This window comes from Photobacterium sp. ABD4_091 (genome assembly GCF_056160145.1).
In genome coordinates, this window is the sequence record NZ_JBSWWQ010000001.1 from 1,249,967 (window position 1) to 1,267,743 (window position 17,777).

Sequence of the window (17,777 nt, forward strand, 5' to 3'; positions counted from 1 at the left end):
TCCGCTTTACATCATCACGACATCAAACTGTTCTTGCACGTACAGCGGCTCTGCCTTGATTTTCACCTGCTTGCCAATGAAGACTTCCAGCTCGGCAAGGGCATGGTACTCATCACCGGCCAGTGCTTCGGCCACCGCCGGGGACACATAGACAACGAAACGGTCTGCGTCGTAGGCACGGTTAACCCGGGTGATTTCACGCAGGATTTCGTAGCAGACACTTTCCACTGTCTTCACAGTGCCACGCCCCTCACAGGTCGGGCAGGTATCACACAACACATGCTCGATGCTCTCGCGGGTACGCTTGCGTGTCATCTCGACCAAGCCCAGCTGGGTAAAGCCATTGATGTTGGTCTTAACCCTATCGTAGGACAAGGCTTGCTCAAGCGCCATCAACACCCGGCGACGGTGATCGTCGTGGGCCATATCGATAAAGTCGATGATGATGATCCCGCCCAAGTTACGCAGGCGAAGCTGGCGGGCAATGGCCTTGGTGGCTTCGATATTGGTATTGAAGATAGTCTCTTCAAGGTTGCGGCGGCCGACAAAGGCACCGGTGTTGATATCGACCGTGGTCATCGCCTCGGTCTGGTCGATGATCAGGTAACCACCAGACTTCAGCTCGACCTTGCGGTCCAGCGAGCGCTGGATTTCATTTTCCGTTTCGAACAAGTCAAAAATTGGCTGCTCGCCGGCATAGTATTCCAGCTTTTCGCTGAGCTCCGGCACAAACTCATCGGTAAATTCTTTTAGCTTCTCGAAACCCAAGCGGGAATCGACCTGGATGCAATCAAGCTCGGTGCCAACAAAGTCACGCAAAATACGCTGCGCTAGACCAAGCTCTCCGTAAAGCATGGATTTCGGCTTATACTTAGCACGGCGCTCAAGCACTTTGCGCCATAGGTGTTTGAGGAAAGCCGCATCTTGCGCCATTTCTTCATCGGTCGCCCCTTCAGCAGCGGTACGGATGATGAAACCGCCCAGATCGTCGCAGTACTCATTGACTACGGCTTTGAGGCGCTCGCGTTCTTCCTCGCTCTCGATACGCTGCGAAACGCCGACATGGCTTGCCCCCGGCATGAACACCAAGTAGCGAGATGGCAACGTCACATCCGTCGTCAGACGGGCACCCTTGGTACCTAGCGGATCTTTGACCACCTGCACCACCAAGTCCTGCCCCTGGCGGACCAACTCAGAAATATCGCGCACCTGAAACTGCTGCTTCTCGTTCTCCGCCACACACTCGGTATGCGGAACAATATCAGATGCGTGCAAGAACGCCGCTTTTTCCAAGCCGATATCAACAAAGGCCGCCTGCATTCCCGGGAGAACGCGGCTGACACGCCCTTTATAAATATTGCCGACGATCCCGCGCTTGGACTCACGTTCAATATGAACTTCCTGCAGGGTTCCCGACTCGACCATTGCGACACGAGTTTCACTCGGGGTCACGTTAATTAGCAGCTCTGTGCTCATGGTTGCCTCTAAATTGATAAATCTAAAAAGTCTTGAACCATGATGTCGGTTTCCACCAAGGGTAACCCCACCACAGCGTAATAACTGCCATCGATACGTTCGACGAACTTGCCGCCGATCCCCTGAATGCCGTAGCTCCCTGCTTTGTCTTGCGGCTCACCACTTTGCCAGTAGTCTTCTATTTCTTTATCTGACAGTGTTTTGAACCACACATCGGTCACGACCAAGCGTGTTTCCCGGCGCTCATCACTGGCGACAGTCACTGCCGTCATCACCTGATGGCGCTTACCTGACAGCAGGCGAAGCATCTGCCGGGCATCGTCAAAATCCTTGGGTTTTTCCAAGATACGATCACCCGACACCACAATAGTATCTGCGCCCAATACCGGCGCCTTGCCATCGACAGCCGCAACGCCAGCCAACGCCTTATCGACAGACAAGCGCTGAACATAATCTGCCGGCGATTCGCCAACCTGGTGCTGTTCTTCAACATCCACCACGACCCGCTCAAACTGGTAGCCGAGCTGGGTCAGGAGTTCTTTGCGGCGCGGCGAGCCCGAGGCCAAGTAAAGTTGCGGTGTCGACATGATATCATTCATTTGGTTTTGTGTGATAAATCAATACGATCCATTCAAGCACGTACGATGTGTCTGGATACACCCTAGCACTGAACGGATCCCATTTGGAAACTAATTTAACGAATTGAGAGCCTGCGACGCATCCGCCTCAACAGCAGGAATAACCAAGGCCATAACAAGAAGTTAAGAAGAACAGCCCACAGCCTTTCCGGATCAAACGTGATCACCGAGACCAGGTATTCGGCCCAGAACTCGACCAGCTTGCCACCGAGCGTCAACAAGGCCACCAGCATCGCCTGCTGCCATAATGAAAGGTTACGCAATACTTGGAAGTTTAGCGCAACGATGTAGCAGAGTACCGACATCATCAGCCCCCGCACGCCCAGCGTCGAGCCGAGCATCAAATCCCACAGCAGGCCCAAAATCAATGCCGTACCGACATTGACCCGGTGGGGCAAGGCCAGTACCCAGTAAAACGCGACCAGAACCACCCAGGATGGGCGGAACGGCTCCAGCTCCCCCGGCCAAGGGGCAGCCTGCAGGATCAGCGCAATCAAAAACGAAAGCCAAATCCAAATTCGGCCATTAGCGCGACTATTCGCCACTGTTGAACTCTCCCTCTGTCAAGGTCTCACGCGGGGTCGGCCATACCAGCAACAGGTAACGCAGGCGATCGAATTGCACCGTCGGCTTTGCCTTGATTTGGGCAAACGGGCGCTTGTTGTCGAACGAAAACTCGGTCACGTTCGCAACCGGGTAGCCTTCCGGGTAGCGTCCCCCCAAGCCGGAGCTCACCAGCAGATCACCCACTTGTATGTCAGTGCTGCTCGGGACGTGCTCAAGCTGGATCTGATCAATTTGGCCGCTGCCAGAGGCAATCACCCGGATATCATTACGCACCACCTGCACCGGGATCGCATGGGTCGGATCGATCAGCAGCAAGACCCGGCTGTTGTGGGCGCCCACATAGGCAACCTGGCCGACAATCCCCTTTTCGTTGATCACCGGCTGGCCTTCGTAGACCCCGTCTACCCGGCCCTTGTCGATCATCACCTGGTGGCTGTATGGATCTGAATCCACCGCCATCACCTCGGCGATAAGCTTCTTCTCGTCACGGACAAACGGCGAGCCCAATAGCTCACGCAGGCGCTGGTTTTCTTGCTTTAGCTGCTCGAGCAGCAAGACATCGCTCTGCTGAACCAGCAGATCACGTTGCAAGGCTTTGTTTTCTGCCAGAAGACGCCGATGGGAGCTGAACTGTCCGGAAACACCACCGAGAAAATCACGCGGCAGGTTAGCTGCATATTGCAACGGGGAAATGGCCGAGTTGAGCAGGTAACGGACGTTGGCAAAGGCGTCAAGACGACTGTCGGCCAGCATAAGGCCAACCGACAGTAAAATGGCTAGAAACAGGCGCAGTTGCAGGGAAGGGCCCCTGCCAAAGATAGGTTTCATGTAACACTATAACCTGTTTGTCGACATGCCCGGGCGGGCATTATTCTTCGCTGAATAGATCGCCACCGTGCATGTCGATCATTTCCAGAGCCTTGCCGCCACCACGGGCAACACAAGTTAGCGGCTCTTCGGCCACAACCACTGGAATACCGGTTTCTTCGGTCAGTAGACGGTCCAGGTCACGCAGTAGCGCACCACCACCAGTCAGAACCATACCGCGCTCGGAGATATCCGATGCTAGCTCTGGCGGACACTGCTCCAGTGCTACCATCACGGCTGATACGATACCTGTTAGCGGCTCTTGTAGCGCTTCTAGGATTTCGTTTGAGTTCAGGGTAAAGCTGCGTGGCACACCTTCAGCCAGGTTACGGCCGCGTACTTCGATTTCACGCACTTCGTCACCCGGGTAGGCCGAGCCGATTTCGTGCTTGATGCGCTCAGCCGTCGCTTCACCGATCAGGCTGCCGTAGTTACGACGCACATAGTTGATGATCGCTTCGTCGAAACGGTCACCACCGATACGTACTGATGATGAGTACACCACACCGTTTAGCGAGATAACCGCCACTTCAGTGGTGCCGCCACCGATATCGATCACCATCGAACCGGTTGCTTCAGAAACTGGCATACCTGCACCGATTGCTGCCGCCATTGGCTCGTCAATCAAGTACACTTCGCGCGCGCCTGCACCCTGCGCAGATTCACGGATAGCACGGCGCTCAACCTGAGTCGAGCCACAAGGTACCGCAACTAGAACTCGTGGGCTTGGACGCAGCAGGCTGTTGTCATGCACCTGCTTGATAAAATGCTGCAGCATTTTCTCAGTAACGTAAAAGTCCGCGATTACACCGTCTTTCATCGGACGGATTGCCGCGATATTACCCGGAGTACGGCCCAGCATCTGCTTGGCGTCGTGACCGACTGCGGCCACACTCTTGGTTGCTCCGGCACGATCCTGGCGGATCGCTACTACTGATGGTTCATCCAGTACGATGCCCTGTCCTTTGACATAAATAAGGGTATTGGCTGTACCCAAGTCAATAGACAGGTCATTAGAAAACATGCCACGAAGTTTTTTAAACATAGTCTTCGGCTAATCCTGCAAGCTCACAAATTCGTTAAATTGCGCTAAATGTATCAAGGGGTGCGGATCGAGACAAGGCAAGGATTGTCAAACCTGCCACAGATCGGCATTTTATTTAATTGAGCATTGTATTAATGCCCTTTTCACCGCGGTAGAGCACACGATCGTTACCCCGGTAGGCACCGAAGGTCACTGTCGCGTGCGGGCTTTCGTCGCCCTTACCGCGCCAATCGAAGGTCAACCATGGCTGATAATTGCTGTGTTCGCCGGAAGGGCCGCTTTTACAGGCAATGTCCGGCTCGCCGTCTATCGCCATTGGGCTATCACCGATAACCTTCTGCCAGAACTTCACCTGCTCACGGTAAATCGGCTTGTTCCCATTCCCATCATCCTTTGGGATGGCAGGTACAGCAACAAATTGCCCCGGTTGGGTTACCCCTGATTTTACATTTCCTGACCCGTCAGTGTACGAGGCACGTGTCACGGCAATGTCAGAGTGGGAAAGAATTTGTTTGCAAGACAGGCTGCCATCAAAGGCCGACACACCATCCAGTTTGTTAGTCACAAAATCCCCCCCATCCCAGTATTCGACCCGAAGCGGGATCGACAGTCGACTATCGAAGCGGCCGGAGACATCATCCAGCACCATACGGCCATAGCGGGTATGGAAGGTGGCAAATGCCATTGCCCCCCTGGAGTTGGCATCAGAGCACCCATCCTTGCTGGCATCACAAGGCTGCAGCGTGATATCCGCGTCGATTTCGGGGTAGCCAATAGCGTCAGCCTCACTGGCACTTAATTCTTCGCGCAGGATACCCAGCGCGACATCATACGGCCCGTCAGGCTGTGTCGTTTCGGCCTTACCTAGTGAAGCGACGCTTTTGACATCGCGCTTAAAGGCAAGGTTGAAGCTGTCCACCGTAATGTAGGCGCCGTTCCAGCTTTTCTGCCAACCGCTTTTCTTGAGCGAACTCCCCCAATCGACCCGACCGGTAAGGTCGTTAGACAGTGGGTAGCCAGCCGCCGTATCTATCGCCGCGATTTCCAAGCCGACTTGTTTGCTTGGCTCAAATTCGCCGTAGTTGTTCGTTGGCCTGCCATCAGCATTCTGCGCTTCCACCTTGAACCAGGCAGAAAAAGGTTGGTTCATGTAAACAAAAGATTGACCAGCTGGGTACTGCTTATCACTATTGGCCGAAACAATAGCAAAAGCATCCGGATAGAAGCGACCTACCGGTCGATAGCCCGTGTTTAGCGTCATTCCTAGGTATTCACCTTGGGTCGATGCCTGCAACTTGATGCTACCGACCTCATTCCACTTGGCTGTGAACGCCTTGTCTTTTATGGCTACGTTGCTCAGTGATGTGCTGGTCAGGTTCCCGCTGACCGCTCCCGCCTTGTCCGGTGAGTGTGGTCTTACACCGTCCCCGGTAGGAATAGAAAGCGCCACCGTAGCCTGCGGGGCATCACTGGCGTAAAAATTCTGGGTAACTGCCCTCTGGCATAAGCTCCGGCTATCCACCATCGCTGTGGCGTTGCCATTGTCATCGATATCACTGTTATCCAAATCGTCCTTGAGCCAGATAACAGGCTTCACCTTGGCATTGAATTCCTTGCCCGCAGGGATAAAGGCATTGCCGGTTGATGCGGTACCCGTTGCCGACTCAATTGAGTACTCCCCTGCATTACACAAGGCAAAAGTATAGGGGCGTGACCAAACCGACTGGGTACCCTCCAAGCGGGTCCAGTCACCGATACTGGCTTTACTCAACAGTTGGCCCTGCGGCAAGATTTCACAGCCTTTGTCCAAGGTACAATTAGGGTCATGGATGGTTAACGACGTCTTGCCCGCATCCAGGTAACGTAGCTGGGCATCAGCAACTCCTTTGTCAAAGTTGAGCTCTACCTCTTCAACGCTCCAGCCGCTGTCCAGGTCATTAATGACCGGCTTTCTCAGCTCCAGCTGATGGCTATTGCTGCTGCTCAGCCCTTGGCTTGGCGCAATGTAGGCCGTCGAAAGCTTCAGGGTTCTGTTGCCTTCGTAACCGACAGCGACTTTATCCTTGTTTGCCCCGTCTGTATCACTACAAGATTTCGCGGTAATCGTGATATCGGTCGGTTTGCCAGCAACAGCGGGGATATGGCCGCTGTTGATATCAAACTTGAACGGCACAAAGCTGTACCGCCCGGAGTCATTCTCATCGGCATCAACCGACAGGCTTGCGGTCGCGACTATGGTGCCGACGGCATCACTCTGCAGCCACAGCGAAACGATACCGTTGCTATCAACGGAGAAGGCGTGCGTTTGGCTAACATCCAGCTTGCCGCTCTCCCCGCCCTCCTGCTGCAGGTACCAATAGGCTTTGTTGGCCGTATTGAGGTTGGTCGATACATTGACCTTGCCACTGTAGCTGCCAGCGGGCTGGCCTGACTTATCCTGTACCTGGAACCGTACTAATTGCCTATCGCAGGTTAGGGACAAGTCCTGGGGATCGAGCGCAACAACCTGATATTCAGGCTCAACTGGGGTAAAGCACTGCCCGCCAGCACGAATGTTGCTCTGATCGGACATAAAGATATGCTTGGCGGTCACCGCCCCGGTAATGGTGGCAGGCATGTTCGAGATGTCGTCATCAAACGTGAACTTGGAATTAAGCCTGACTTCATTTTCCGCATATACCATCCCATTAAAGGTCGTTAACCCGGTCAAGTGGATTCTGGAATTGCTGCCCACCCCGATCAAAATGAAATTATCTGGCTCGCCGCTGTGGTTGATTGAGGAATCTATATTTGTCTGCAGTTGATCGACAAACAGCCGGATCTTGATGCCACTCGCCACTTCTAACTTGGCATTTCCATTTAAGGTCAGGTTACGGATCCAGTAATCACCAGATTTGTTCAGCTGCAATACGGTCGTCGAACCGGCTTCCAACCGGCTGTATACATCCTCCGATGACAACTCGTACGTGTTGCCATCATAATAAGAGCGGCTGATCCCCCCGCCGGGAAAACTCGGTAGGGTTATCGAACCAACCATGCCGCCCGGGTTGATCTCACACTTCCAGGAGGTGCTGTCTGTCCGGCAGGAAGCATCCCCCAGACCGGAGCCATCGTTGATGTCGGTAAAGCCCAGCTTGAACACATTACCAGGCTGATGAACGAAGGAGTGATTATGAATTTCAATTTTACCTGACGAACCGTGGGCCTGAGCGGCACCGGGGAAAAACTCACAGTGTTCGGGCAGCTGGTAATCCTGGTCAACGGCAAAGTAACCCACAACTTCGGGCAAATGGCTGCGTTCTAGGTGATCCTCGTCCACCACGAAACTGGCTTGGTTGGTGTTTATGCGACAACGCCGCAGCCAGCCACCATGGCCGCCGTTTCGCTCCATTTTCTTGGCGACCACCCCAGATATGCTCTCAACCTGGAGATCATGGAAAGTCGAACAGCCTTGCTCGAGTGGCTTATTGCCGGTGACATGCGGTGTGGTCAGGCGGCCGAAATGATAATTGAAGCCATCAATGTGGCCGCTTCCTGCTAGTGCCGCAACAAACCCTATCTTTTCAGCCTGGTAGCTAGTTCCTTCCCGGGAGCGTGACAACTCCAGCGAGAGTTCGGTCCCCGCGTTGCTCGACAGTTGCGTCATCTTGTCCTGCCCGCGCATCGCGGCAGTCAGCCACTTGTTATTGCGGTCAGACTGTACCTGCGCCAAGACAACAGGGCTGGAACTGAAAGGTGTTGATAAGCCAAAATCAGCAAACGACACTGAAGCCCATGCCGACTCATTGGACTCGCCCCCTCCGTTGATATAGACCTGCTTGTCTGTTTCGACATAGCCAGCTACCACCGTGCGGCCATTGAAATCGGCGATACCCGGCTCCACAACCAAGTAATCTACCTTGGTCATTTGCTGGACACTGCCGGCAACCCGCTCGGGCTTGCGAATATCAAAGCTCACCTGCTTTTTGCTCAAATCAATGTCGGTGACAAAGGCTGAGGCCGGCGCATCACTGTCCGGGCTTTCGCCATTGGCATTATCCGCCTGCTTGCCGATAGTCGGCATCAAAATCACTACCGGCTCATAGAGGTAGTTTTTGTGCAACTCAAAGCTGCAGCTATCAGACGAGCAATAGGCCGAGCCGAATTCGAATTGGGCGTTTTCGTTGTATTCCGGTGGCAGCGGTTTCTCATCACAACCGCTTAAATCTGCAGTCAGCCAAGCATCTTCCTTTACCTCTAGGTATTTTGTAGTAACAGAGCCACGAAGCTTAGTATCGCCAGAAATTTTCACTTCTTTGTCTGCAAAAATGTACGCGTTGAACGCTTGTCGACGCTCTGTTTTCAGCTCCACGACACCGTCTTTTTTATGAGCGATAATGATAAACCCTGATGGTGATGCCGAGTGGTTGATTCTCGCCGAGTCATCTAGAATCAGCTTGTTGACATTCAGGGTAACTTTCCCCGAAATATATAGCGTCGAGTTCTCTTTTATGACGAACTCATCAACCCAGTACTCCCCAGCGCGGAGCGTTACCGCTGCCGACTTAAGTACTTCAACTTTTTTATAGCGCTTATCATTGGTCAGCTCGCCATCAGACTCGAACTTTCGCTCATTTTTATCTTCCGAAAAGTTAATAAAATTCGGCTTGCTAACCATCAGGCTGGACTTGGCTTTACACTCCCTTTGTCCATTACAGCTATCATCTTCAGAATCAACATGCTTGAAACCTAAGTACTTCCCATCAACAGCACCAAATATACGGGCATCATCATCATCGATCTTGGCTTTACCGCTATTGGCCCACGTTTGGGCTGGGCCGGTAAACGGGCATTGCTTAAAATCTATCGCACTGTTGGCAACCGTTGAAAACAAGCAGCAGGCAAGCCACAGCCCAAGACGAAATATCGAGTTACTGTTCATTATTATTCAGATCCTTTGCCCACACTTCTTGGGTGCGGGTGGTTTTAAACTGCCCAGTGCCGCAAGTTGCCGTACTTTCTAATTGATATTTATTGGCTGGCTGGCCGTTTTCTTTGTAACTATGAGTTTTACAACTGACCTGTAATGTCTGACATGAGAATAACCCAGCCTGCTGGTCTAAGTCGTATGTTTGATCACAGGCTTGAGGGTCAGATGTTGTTTGCCCAAGCGGGAATAGCTTGCCCAAGACAATTTCGTTGCCTGAGTGCGCCGCGTACCAGGCGCGGATCGAGAACACCTCGCGGGCAGTGGTATCCTGACCAGACCAGTCAATGCGGATCATGGCAGCGGCAAAGGCTCCCATGACCGTAATAATAAACAGCGATATCACCAATGCGCTGCCGCGCTGCCTGCTATAAAACATTGATCACCTGCACTGTGTGCTCGTAGCTGAAATTTTCACCCGTCCGGCTATCGTGGAACGCCAACGTTATGTGCACCATGCTGTTGCTTTCCAACCCGGTGCCACTCACCACCACATCGAAGCCTGCTACTTGCTCGGCAATGGCCACTGAAGAGCCTGCCGTTTTGCGCCGCAGCACGCCGGCTTCCAGGCAGTAGGAAACCGGCAGGCCGTAGGCATAAGCCCGGTTAGCCGGAGAGCGGTTGTCGAGCGGTGCGGAAACACTCACCCGTACGGTTCCGCTGCCACCCGGCCCGGCATCCACCCGGCCGATTTTATAGGGTTGCGCGGCATAGTCGGCGGCACTGCCCAACCCAGCGGCGATGGCTAGGTTGTCATCGCTGGTGATCGCCTGCCATTCTAAGGCTTTTCCGATAGTGGGCACTAACTCAACAGTGAGAGTTTGGGTATCACCAAGGGTAAACCCGGCCAGGTGGATCGGGTAAAAGCTGATGCAACTTCCCGAAGAAGCCAGGCTGTTGGGCGCTGCGTGGCGGATTTCACGGGTCATTTTTTCGAGGGCAAAACGGGCCTGGGACTGGACGCGATCGCGGCTGACGCTGCTGACATAGCCTTTCGCCCCAAGCTGAAGGTAGCTGCCAATGGCTAGCGCAAGAATACCGAGGATCACTAGCGCGATGACCATTTCCATCAGCGTAAAGCCCCTGCTGGCCTTGATTGAAGTCCAACTAGCCATCAGTAGTTACTCCGGTAGGCGACAAAATCAAACTTGCCGTGGCGACCAGTATCGACCTCCACCACAATACGCTTGTGCTGATGGGGGAAAGGCGTGTCTTCTGGGTAAGTTGTGTTGAAGCGGGCGTCATAGCTCACCTCGACGCTGACGGTGATGTTTTTGTAGGTCTCGCTTTCTTTATCTATATCTTCACCGGTGATGTTCTCTATCACGCCGCGCCACGGAAATTGGGTAAAGCTGTAGCGGTCATCACATAACTCACTGTCGCCCCAGCAGCCGTGGAAATCATCGACATCATTGGCAATACGTGTCTTCAACAACCAGTGCACATTGCCTGTGATTGGGTGCTCATACTTTTCGTATTCATTATTATCCCGCGGCCAAACGCCAAACTCCCCAGGCTCGGTGCAGGCGTAAAGCTGGCCTTTATGGGTTTCACCGCAGCGCACCACGCTATTGTCAAACGGGTCTGAATTTTCATCGAACTTGCGCGACAGGATTTCATTGAGGAAGGCATTACCGATAGCAGCTGCGCGGGCCTGGTAATACGGCGCTGCCGAACGCTCGACCTGCGGGAATAAAAAGCTGGTGAGGGTCACCATCGCGATACCCAGGATCACTATAGTGATAATACCTTCAATCAGGGTGAAGCCGCTTTGCCGCAGGGGGGAGTTAGATTGAGCAGTCATTGATGTACCCCTCGCTATTGATACACAAACTCGCCTGCTCTCCATTACGCGAAGTAATGGTCACCTTACAATTTTCACCAATACAGATGCGCTGTAATTGCTGATTGCTCACGACGGAAGGGCGGCCGAGCATATCGAAATAAATGGCCGCTGAAGTTTGCGGGTTAGCCCCATCAAAAAAGGCGAACCTCACCCTATCATTGTCAAAAGTCAGCTTGCGAGTGGATTGGCTATTACTGGCGCAATTATCTGAACCAAACTCGGTGGTGCTAATCTGAAGGGCAAGGCAGCTATTTGGGTTGGCAGGGTCTACCGGGCTGTTCATACCCACCAACTGGATTTGCCGGGCGATGGAAATAGCCTGGTCGCGTGCCAGGGTGGCATCGAAGGCACTGCTGCCGAGCAGGCGCGAGGCGGCCACCACGCTGATGATACCAACCAGCACGATAACAATGATGAGTTCAATAAGCGTAAAGCCGGTGCTTTTAGCGGTGCTTTTTCCGTAATGCTGACGGGGCATGGATCACCCGGAAGGTTATTGTGGTCTCTATTTATTCAGGGAAATAACCATGGTTAACGCCCTGAATAAATAGCGCTCCGGGGAGCGCTATTTGAATAATGGCTTGTATTATTAGCCTTGTTGGTTACCACCATTTGCTGGTGGTGGTGTTACCTTATCTTTCTTACAAGCTTCAGGAGTCACTGAAACTACTGCGCCCACTGTGGCAGATTCTGCAGCAGTGTAGGTTAGGTAACATGCGTAAGGAATATCAGACTTCCCAGCATATTCTTTCAACGTCAGCTTGATTTCAGTTCCCGCTTGATCATCACCTTCTGCACCATCAACAATAACCCAGTCTTCATCAAAGTTGGCAATAGCGGCTACGATGCCATTTTCGCTAGCTGTCGGGTAACCGAAAATAGTTTCAACATCACCGACTGTTTCTGCTGAATCAGCAGCTTCTAGACCTTCAATCGCCGCCTTGCCGTACACAATGCCAGCTGCACCGTTTGCCGCACCTTTCAGGCCCTGAAGGGCAGAGTTACGTGCATCACCTTGCAGGTTCAAAAAACGAGGCGCCGCTGTTACTGCCAGGATGCCCAGAATTACGATCACAACGACCATTTCAATTAGCGTAAAACCGCCTTGACGTTTCATACTACTTCTCCAAATACAACTTTATTATTGAATGTTAACGACAACTGAGCCTGACTTAGGCGTATAGGTAAACGAGTGTGCCGATGTAATTTGCTCAACACCGCCAGCATTAGCCGGTGCCGATGCCAATTGGAAATAAGTACAGGTTGCATTATTTCCACTTGAATCTTTTCGGGCAGCATATTGGTATTTACCATTTAGGATATTTTGATCGTTAATTACTGCTACCTGAGGAGGGTTTTGCATTAGCTGCTCGAACAACACTTTACATTCGCTATTGTTCAAGCCGCCGATTGTGGCGCTGTTGTCTTTGCCGTAATGGATCGGGTAGCCCACACGGACACCGTCTTGTTCCGCTGTCAGCATGAAGGTCGAGCCGTCATAGTCCACGCTGTTCACGTTCTTGTTGTTAATGATTGCTGTCGGGCGGCCATTCGCCTCCCACTGGGCACGGGCAGACAGTACTGCAGTGGCATAACCACCTGCTACACCCTCAATGGATGATTTTTTCGCTTCGTCCGTGACGTTCAGGAACCGAGGAAGAGCGGCTACAGCTAGCAGGCCGACCACGATAATGACAATCACCAATTCCACCAACGAAAATCCGGCTTGTTTTTTCATCTTTACTCACCCTTTTTTTGTTATTGTCAAATCGACGTCACCGCCTTTCGGTAAGCGTCAAAAAACTGTTGGTGTGTATTGTCTCATTTTCATAAAATAATGCTAGCCATTTTCCGTCAGTAATTTGGAAATAACACGAATTATAACGCTCTGATCTCACATTTTTTTTATCAACAAGGCTTATATAACCGACCGGTTTCTGCCTTGAAGACAATAAGTCCCACATTCCAGCGCAATCAATATGCTCATTCCGTATAATTATCGGCCAGCCTTTATGGGTAAATGAGTACCCAATGCCATTCGCTTTGGAATAACTCGGTTTATTTTCCAGCTCCCATTTCTGGCGTAATGTGGAAGCACTGCGGCTCATTGTTTGCGCCAATAATTTGACCCTTGTGCGCTCGGCTTCTTCATTTACCCGGTGCCACTCGACGAGAAGCGCCCAGAGCACCAAGAAAATGACACCGCCCCACAAAAACCACCGCACATGGCCGAAGTATTTGAGATTAGCCACCGCGCGCAACATCAAGCAGGCTCCACATCGGCAGGAAGATACCCAGTGCCAGTACCAGCACCATAATCGCAACGATAAACAGCAAGATAGGCTCGATGCGTGCCGTCAGGGTCTTGAGGTCGTAATCGACTTCCCGGTCATAGAAATCGGAGACTTCGAGCAACAGGTCGTCCACCTGGCCGGTCTCTTCGCCGACAGCGATCATCTGCAGCACCAAAGGCGTGAATACCCCAGACTGGCGAGCCATGGCGGCAATACTGCTACCGCTCTCGATGCCGTTTTTCATCTCGATCAAACGGTTTTCGAGGTAGTTATTACCCAATGATTCCGCCGACATCTGGATCGCCTGGTTGAGGGGAACACCTGCGCGTATCATGAGTGAGAAAGTGCGGGAAAAGCGCGATAGCTGGGCACGGTTAACGATATCGCCCACAATGGGCACTTTTAACCGGAATCTATCCCACTTCTCGCCACCGGCAGGGGTTTGGCGCCAGACCTTCACAGCAATCCATGTCACAACAACGCCCCCCAGCATCAAAGGCCAGTAATGGACAAAGAAGTTCGAGGTGGCAATCAGGATGCGGGTCGGCAGCGGCAGTTCAACGCCGAAGCGGCTGAACATAGAGGCAAACTGCGGGATCACCTTGATATTAAGGACGGCCATCGCCAAGGTAATGGCGATGATCACAAAGGTCGGGTAGCGCATCGCCGATTTGATCCGCCGGCGGGTCTCCATCTCCTGCTCGAAGTACTGTGCCAGCTGGAGCAAGGTTTCATCCAGGCGGCCAGTGTTTTCACCGACGCTGATCATCGACACAAACAGCTCGGAGAACACCCTCGGGTGCTCTTTCATCGAAGCGGACAGCGATTTGCCGTTGGTCAGCTCGATCACCACGGCATCCAGGGTTTCACGCATCAAAGGATGGCTGGCGCTCTGCCCCAGGCCGCGAACGGCACGCAGCAATGGCACACCGGCTTTGGTCAGGCTATATAGCTGGCGGCAAAAGATCACCAGCACCTCGAGCGGGATCCGGCTCTTGAACAAGCGGTCGATATCCAGGCCACCCGACTTGGCTTTGCCTTCACGGATTTCCAGCGGGATGATCCCCTGGCGCATCAGGATATCGGCTGCGGCGTCCAGGGAAGCCGCTTCGAGTTGCCCCCGCTTGATGCCGCCCTGGCCACTTCGCCCGCGATAATTAAATACTGCCATCTATACCACCTATGCCCTAGCTGCCGTTACAACACGTAGCTGTTGTGTTCATCGCCCTCGCCGAGCAGCAACACTTCATCAAGGCTGGTAACACCTTGCAATGCCAAATCCATCGCCGATTCAACCAGCGGCTTATACCCCGGCGACTGGCGGGCTATCTGGCTAAAATGCACCGCATCACCGGCACGCAGGGCATCCATCATGTCCGGGCGCATTTCCAGCAGCTCGAAGACACCTACGCGGCCGCGGTAGCCGGTGAAATTACAGGTCTGGCAGCCGCGCCCTTTGCGGAAAGTCGCTGCGGCCTGGTGCGGGAAGCGGGCCATCAACCATTGCTGTTTATCTGGTTCCAACTCATGATCGGCCGCACAGTCCTTGCAGACCCTACGCACCAAGCGCTGGGCCAATACCGCACGTACTGCACTGGCAACCAAATAGCCCGGCGCTTCCATGTCGATCATCCGCAAGGCACTGTCGATAGCATCATTGGTGTGCAAGGTGGAAAGGACCAAGTGGCCGGTCAGAGCAGATCGCAAGCCAATTTCCACCGTTTCCTGGTCGCGCATCTCACCGACTAGGATGATATCGGGATCCTGGCGCAGGAAAGTACGCAGAATCGACGAGAAGCTCAGGCCGATCTTGCTGTTAACCTGCACCTGATTAACCCGAGGCAAACGGTATTCCACCGGATCTTCGGCGGTGATCAGCTTCTTGCCCGGCTGGTTCAACTCACTGAGTGCACCGTACAAGGTGGTGGTCTTACCCGAGCCTGTCGGGCCGGTAACCAAAATCATGCCATGCGGCCTGCGCAACTGGCGGCGGAAGCGCAGAAGGATATCTTCCGGCATCCCGATCTGCTCAAGGCTGAGGATCCCCGCCGACTGGTTGAGCAAACGCATGACCACCGACTCGCCGTGCTGAACCGGCATGGTCGAGAGTCGTACATCCACCGATTGGCCGCGCACCGATACGTTGAAGCGGCCATCCTGCGGCAGGCGCTTCTCGGAGATATCCAGGCTGCCCATCAGCTTGAGGCGCAGCACCAATGCCGATGCCACACCGGACTCCTTGAGCAAGGTCTCGTGCAACACGCCATCGATACGCTGGCGGATCCTCAGCACATCACTGTCAGGCTCGATATGGATATCCGACGCACCGACCTGAATAGCATCTTCAAACAGCGAGTTAATCAGCTTAACAACGGTGACTTCGTCATTGCCGTTGTCATCTAGGCCAAAGGCATATTCCGAGTGGTGCTGGTGCTCTGCCTGGAGCTGCTCGGCAAAAGAGACGATTTCCTGGGTTCGGCGGTAGTAGCGGTCAAAAGCAGTGATCAGCTGCCGCTCGGAAGCAATGACCAGCTCAATACGGTAGTGGCCAAGCTGATCGTAGACCGCCTCCTGCGCGGCCAAGTCCGCCGGGTCGCTCATGGCGACCCTTACCATGCCGTCCTGCTCGCTGATCACCAGCGCCCGCAGGCGGCGGGCATGCACTTCAGCCAGCAACGCCACCGCATGGGTATCGACTGTCAGACGGTTGAGATCCACCAAGGGAATATCCAACTGGCGGGAGAGGAACTGCAGCATCTGCTGCTCGCTCAAAAAGCCCATACTGATCAGGGTATCGCCGAGCTTGCGCCCGGTCGATTGCTGGTTGTCCAGCGCCTGCTCGAGCATGTCCGGAGAGACAATACCCTCATCAATCAGCAGATCACCAAGGCGTTTACGTAGTCGAAGTGCCATTGTTACCCCTTACTTTTTGCCAGCACGGCTAGGCGTTGGCGAATAAACTGCTGCGTGGCACCGGAAATCTGCCCCATGCGCAATGCTTGCTGGTAGGCTTCCTCGGCCTGCGCCAAGTCCTGCCCGCGCTCGAGGGCAACGCCTAGACCCAGCCACCAACGGCCGTCATACGGTTCGGCTTTTACCAGGTTCTGGTAACTGCTCAGTGCCAGATCATTCTGGTTAAGCTGCTGGGCCAAAGCGCCACGCATCGCCAAATAACCGCTATGGGTATAAGGCGGCATCTGGCTGAGCACACTCAATGCCGCCTGTTGCTGTGATTCATTCACCAGTAGTTTTGCCATGGTCAAACGCAGTTCTGGCTGGCCCGAGTCCAACGCCAGACCTTGCTGCAGGGACGCCATTGCGCGGCGGGTTTCCCCCCGGCCGTAATACAGTGCTGCCAGTTTCTGGCGGGCAGTGATCCATTCCGGGTTGTATTTGACGGCTGACTCCAAGTAGCTAATTGCCTTGCGGCTATCGCCTTGTTTTAACGCCTTTTCCGCTTTTTTGTATTCAATACGGGCCAGCTGGCCAGCATCGAGTTCGACGGTTTCAATCATCAAGCTCTCTTCACCGTCCGCCATTTCCATACCGTTAATTTCATAAGTTTCAGTGCCATGACTCGCAGTCACTGCTGGCTCGGAAACAGCTGGCTCTTCAACGACAGCCACTTTGGGAGCCGTCACCTTAGCAACAGGCACTTTAGCAACAGTCTCTTGGGCAACAGGCGCTTTTGCTGGCTGATGTACGGGAGCGGGTTTAGGTTCAACTTTGGCTACTGGTTTAGCAGCAACTACCGTGGTTTTGGGCTCAACCTTTTCAAGGGATACTTCTGCAATAACCGGCGCCTCTTCGGCCAATGGCACTGAAGCAGCTTCTGCTGGAGCCACAGGGCTAACCGCCATCACGACTTCACCGACAGTATTGTCACTCGACCACAGCTGCCAGCCGCCGATACCCATCACAGCACCAAGGCCCAGCACGCCAAGTGCTGCCCAGGGTTTGAGGTTGGATTGCTTTACCGGCTTGATGGTTGCCGGTTTGATATCACTGTATGCCATACCTTTCTGTAGGCTCTGCTGGCGGCTTAGCGCACTCAGCTTTTTGTTCAGTTCACTCATGG

Annotated in this window: 16 protein-coding genes; all 16 read right to left on the minus strand. The window is 53.5% G+C overall.

Annotation, left to right across the window (positions count from 1 at the left end; all coding sequences use genetic code 11):
- Positions 1–6: 6 nt before the first annotated feature.
- Complete coding sequence (gene rng, locus ACXAGQ_RS05750; protein WP_475252474.1) at positions 7–1,476, minus strand: ribonuclease G; 1,470 nt, start codon at positions 1,474–1,476, stop codon at positions 7–9.
- 8 nt (positions 1,477–1,484) lie between these two features.
- Positions 1,485–2,063 (minus strand): Maf family protein, encoded by a 579-nt coding sequence (locus ACXAGQ_RS05755; RefSeq protein ID WP_475252476.1) that lies wholly within the window; start codon positions 2,061–2,063, stop codon positions 1,485–1,487.
- 107 nt (positions 2,064–2,170) lie between these two features.
- Positions 2,171–2,659 carry a rod shape-determining protein MreD gene (mreD, locus tag ACXAGQ_RS05760; protein WP_475252478.1) on the minus strand — a complete coding sequence of 163 codons (489 nt, stop codon included), beginning with the start codon at positions 2,657–2,659 and terminating at the stop codon, positions 2,171–2,173.
- Positions 2,649–3,509 carry a rod shape-determining protein MreC gene (gene mreC / locus ACXAGQ_RS05765; protein ID WP_475252480.1) on the minus strand — a complete coding sequence of 287 codons (861 nt, stop codon included), beginning with the start codon at positions 3,507–3,509 and terminating at the stop codon, positions 2,649–2,651. The genes mreD and mreC overlap by 11 nt, the downstream gene beginning before the upstream one ends.
- Positions 3,510–3,549: 40 nt before the next feature.
- A complete protein-coding gene (mreB, locus tag ACXAGQ_RS05770) occupies positions 3,550–4,593 on the minus strand; it encodes a rod shape-determining protein MreB (RefSeq protein WP_039464726.1) in 1,044 nt (347 codons plus the stop codon).
- Positions 4,594–4,708: 115 nt separating this feature from the next.
- On the minus strand, positions 4,709–9,514 hold the full coding sequence (locus tag ACXAGQ_RS05775; protein WP_475252482.1) for a DUF6701 domain-containing protein: 4,806 nt from the start codon (positions 9,512–9,514) through the stop codon (positions 4,709–4,711).
- Positions 9,504–9,938: an MshP protein gene (locus ACXAGQ_RS05780; RefSeq protein ID WP_475252484.1), complete on the minus strand. Its 435-nt coding sequence runs from the start codon at positions 9,936–9,938 to the stop codon at positions 9,504–9,506. The genes ACXAGQ_RS05775 and ACXAGQ_RS05780 overlap by 11 nt, the downstream gene beginning before the upstream one ends.
- On the minus strand, positions 9,928–10,674 hold the full coding sequence (locus tag ACXAGQ_RS05785; RefSeq protein WP_475252486.1) for a PilW family protein: 747 nt from the start codon (positions 10,672–10,674) through the stop codon (positions 9,928–9,930). The genes ACXAGQ_RS05780 and ACXAGQ_RS05785 overlap by 11 nt, the downstream gene beginning before the upstream one ends.
- Positions 10,674–11,363: a type IV pilus modification PilV family protein gene (locus ACXAGQ_RS05790; RefSeq protein WP_475252488.1), complete on the minus strand. Its 690-nt coding sequence runs from the start codon at positions 11,361–11,363 to the stop codon at positions 10,674–10,676. The genes ACXAGQ_RS05785 and ACXAGQ_RS05790 overlap by 1 nt, the downstream gene beginning before the upstream one ends.
- Entirely contained in the window at positions 11,347–11,883 is a 537-nt protein-coding gene (locus tag ACXAGQ_RS05795; RefSeq protein WP_475252490.1) for a prepilin-type N-terminal cleavage/methylation domain-containing protein, read from the minus strand. Before ACXAGQ_RS05795 ends, ACXAGQ_RS05790 begins: the two co-directional genes overlap by 17 nt.
- A 111-nt stretch (positions 11,884–11,994) precedes the next feature.
- Positions 11,995–12,522, minus strand: coding sequence for a prepilin-type N-terminal cleavage/methylation domain-containing protein (locus ACXAGQ_RS05800; RefSeq protein ID WP_475252492.1), 528 nt, complete (start codon positions 12,520–12,522; stop codon positions 11,995–11,997).
- A gap of 24 nt (positions 12,523–12,546) precedes the next feature.
- Positions 12,547–13,143, minus strand: coding sequence for a prepilin-type N-terminal cleavage/methylation domain-containing protein (locus ACXAGQ_RS05805; RefSeq protein ID WP_475252494.1), 597 nt, complete (start codon positions 13,141–13,143; stop codon positions 12,547–12,549).
- A gap of 37 nt (positions 13,144–13,180) precedes the next feature.
- A complete protein-coding gene (locus tag ACXAGQ_RS05810; RefSeq protein ID WP_475252496.1) occupies positions 13,181–13,669 on the minus strand; it encodes a hypothetical protein in 489 nt (162 codons plus the stop codon).
- Positions 13,650–14,870 carry a type II secretion system F family protein gene (locus tag ACXAGQ_RS05815; RefSeq protein ID WP_475252498.1) on the minus strand — a complete coding sequence of 407 codons (1,221 nt, stop codon included), beginning with the start codon at positions 14,868–14,870 and terminating at the stop codon, positions 13,650–13,652. Before ACXAGQ_RS05815 ends, ACXAGQ_RS05810 begins: the two co-directional genes overlap by 20 nt.
- A 26-nt stretch (positions 14,871–14,896) precedes the next feature.
- Positions 14,897–16,612: a GspE/PulE family protein gene (locus ACXAGQ_RS05820; protein ID WP_475252500.1), complete on the minus strand. Its 1,716-nt coding sequence runs from the start codon at positions 16,610–16,612 to the stop codon at positions 14,897–14,899.
- Positions 16,613–16,614: 2 nt separating this feature from the next.
- Positions 16,615–17,775, minus strand: a complete 1,161-nt coding sequence (locus tag ACXAGQ_RS05825; protein ID WP_475252502.1) for a tetratricopeptide repeat protein — start codon at positions 17,773–17,775, stop codon at positions 16,615–16,617.
- Positions 17,776–17,777 lie beyond the last annotated feature (2 nt).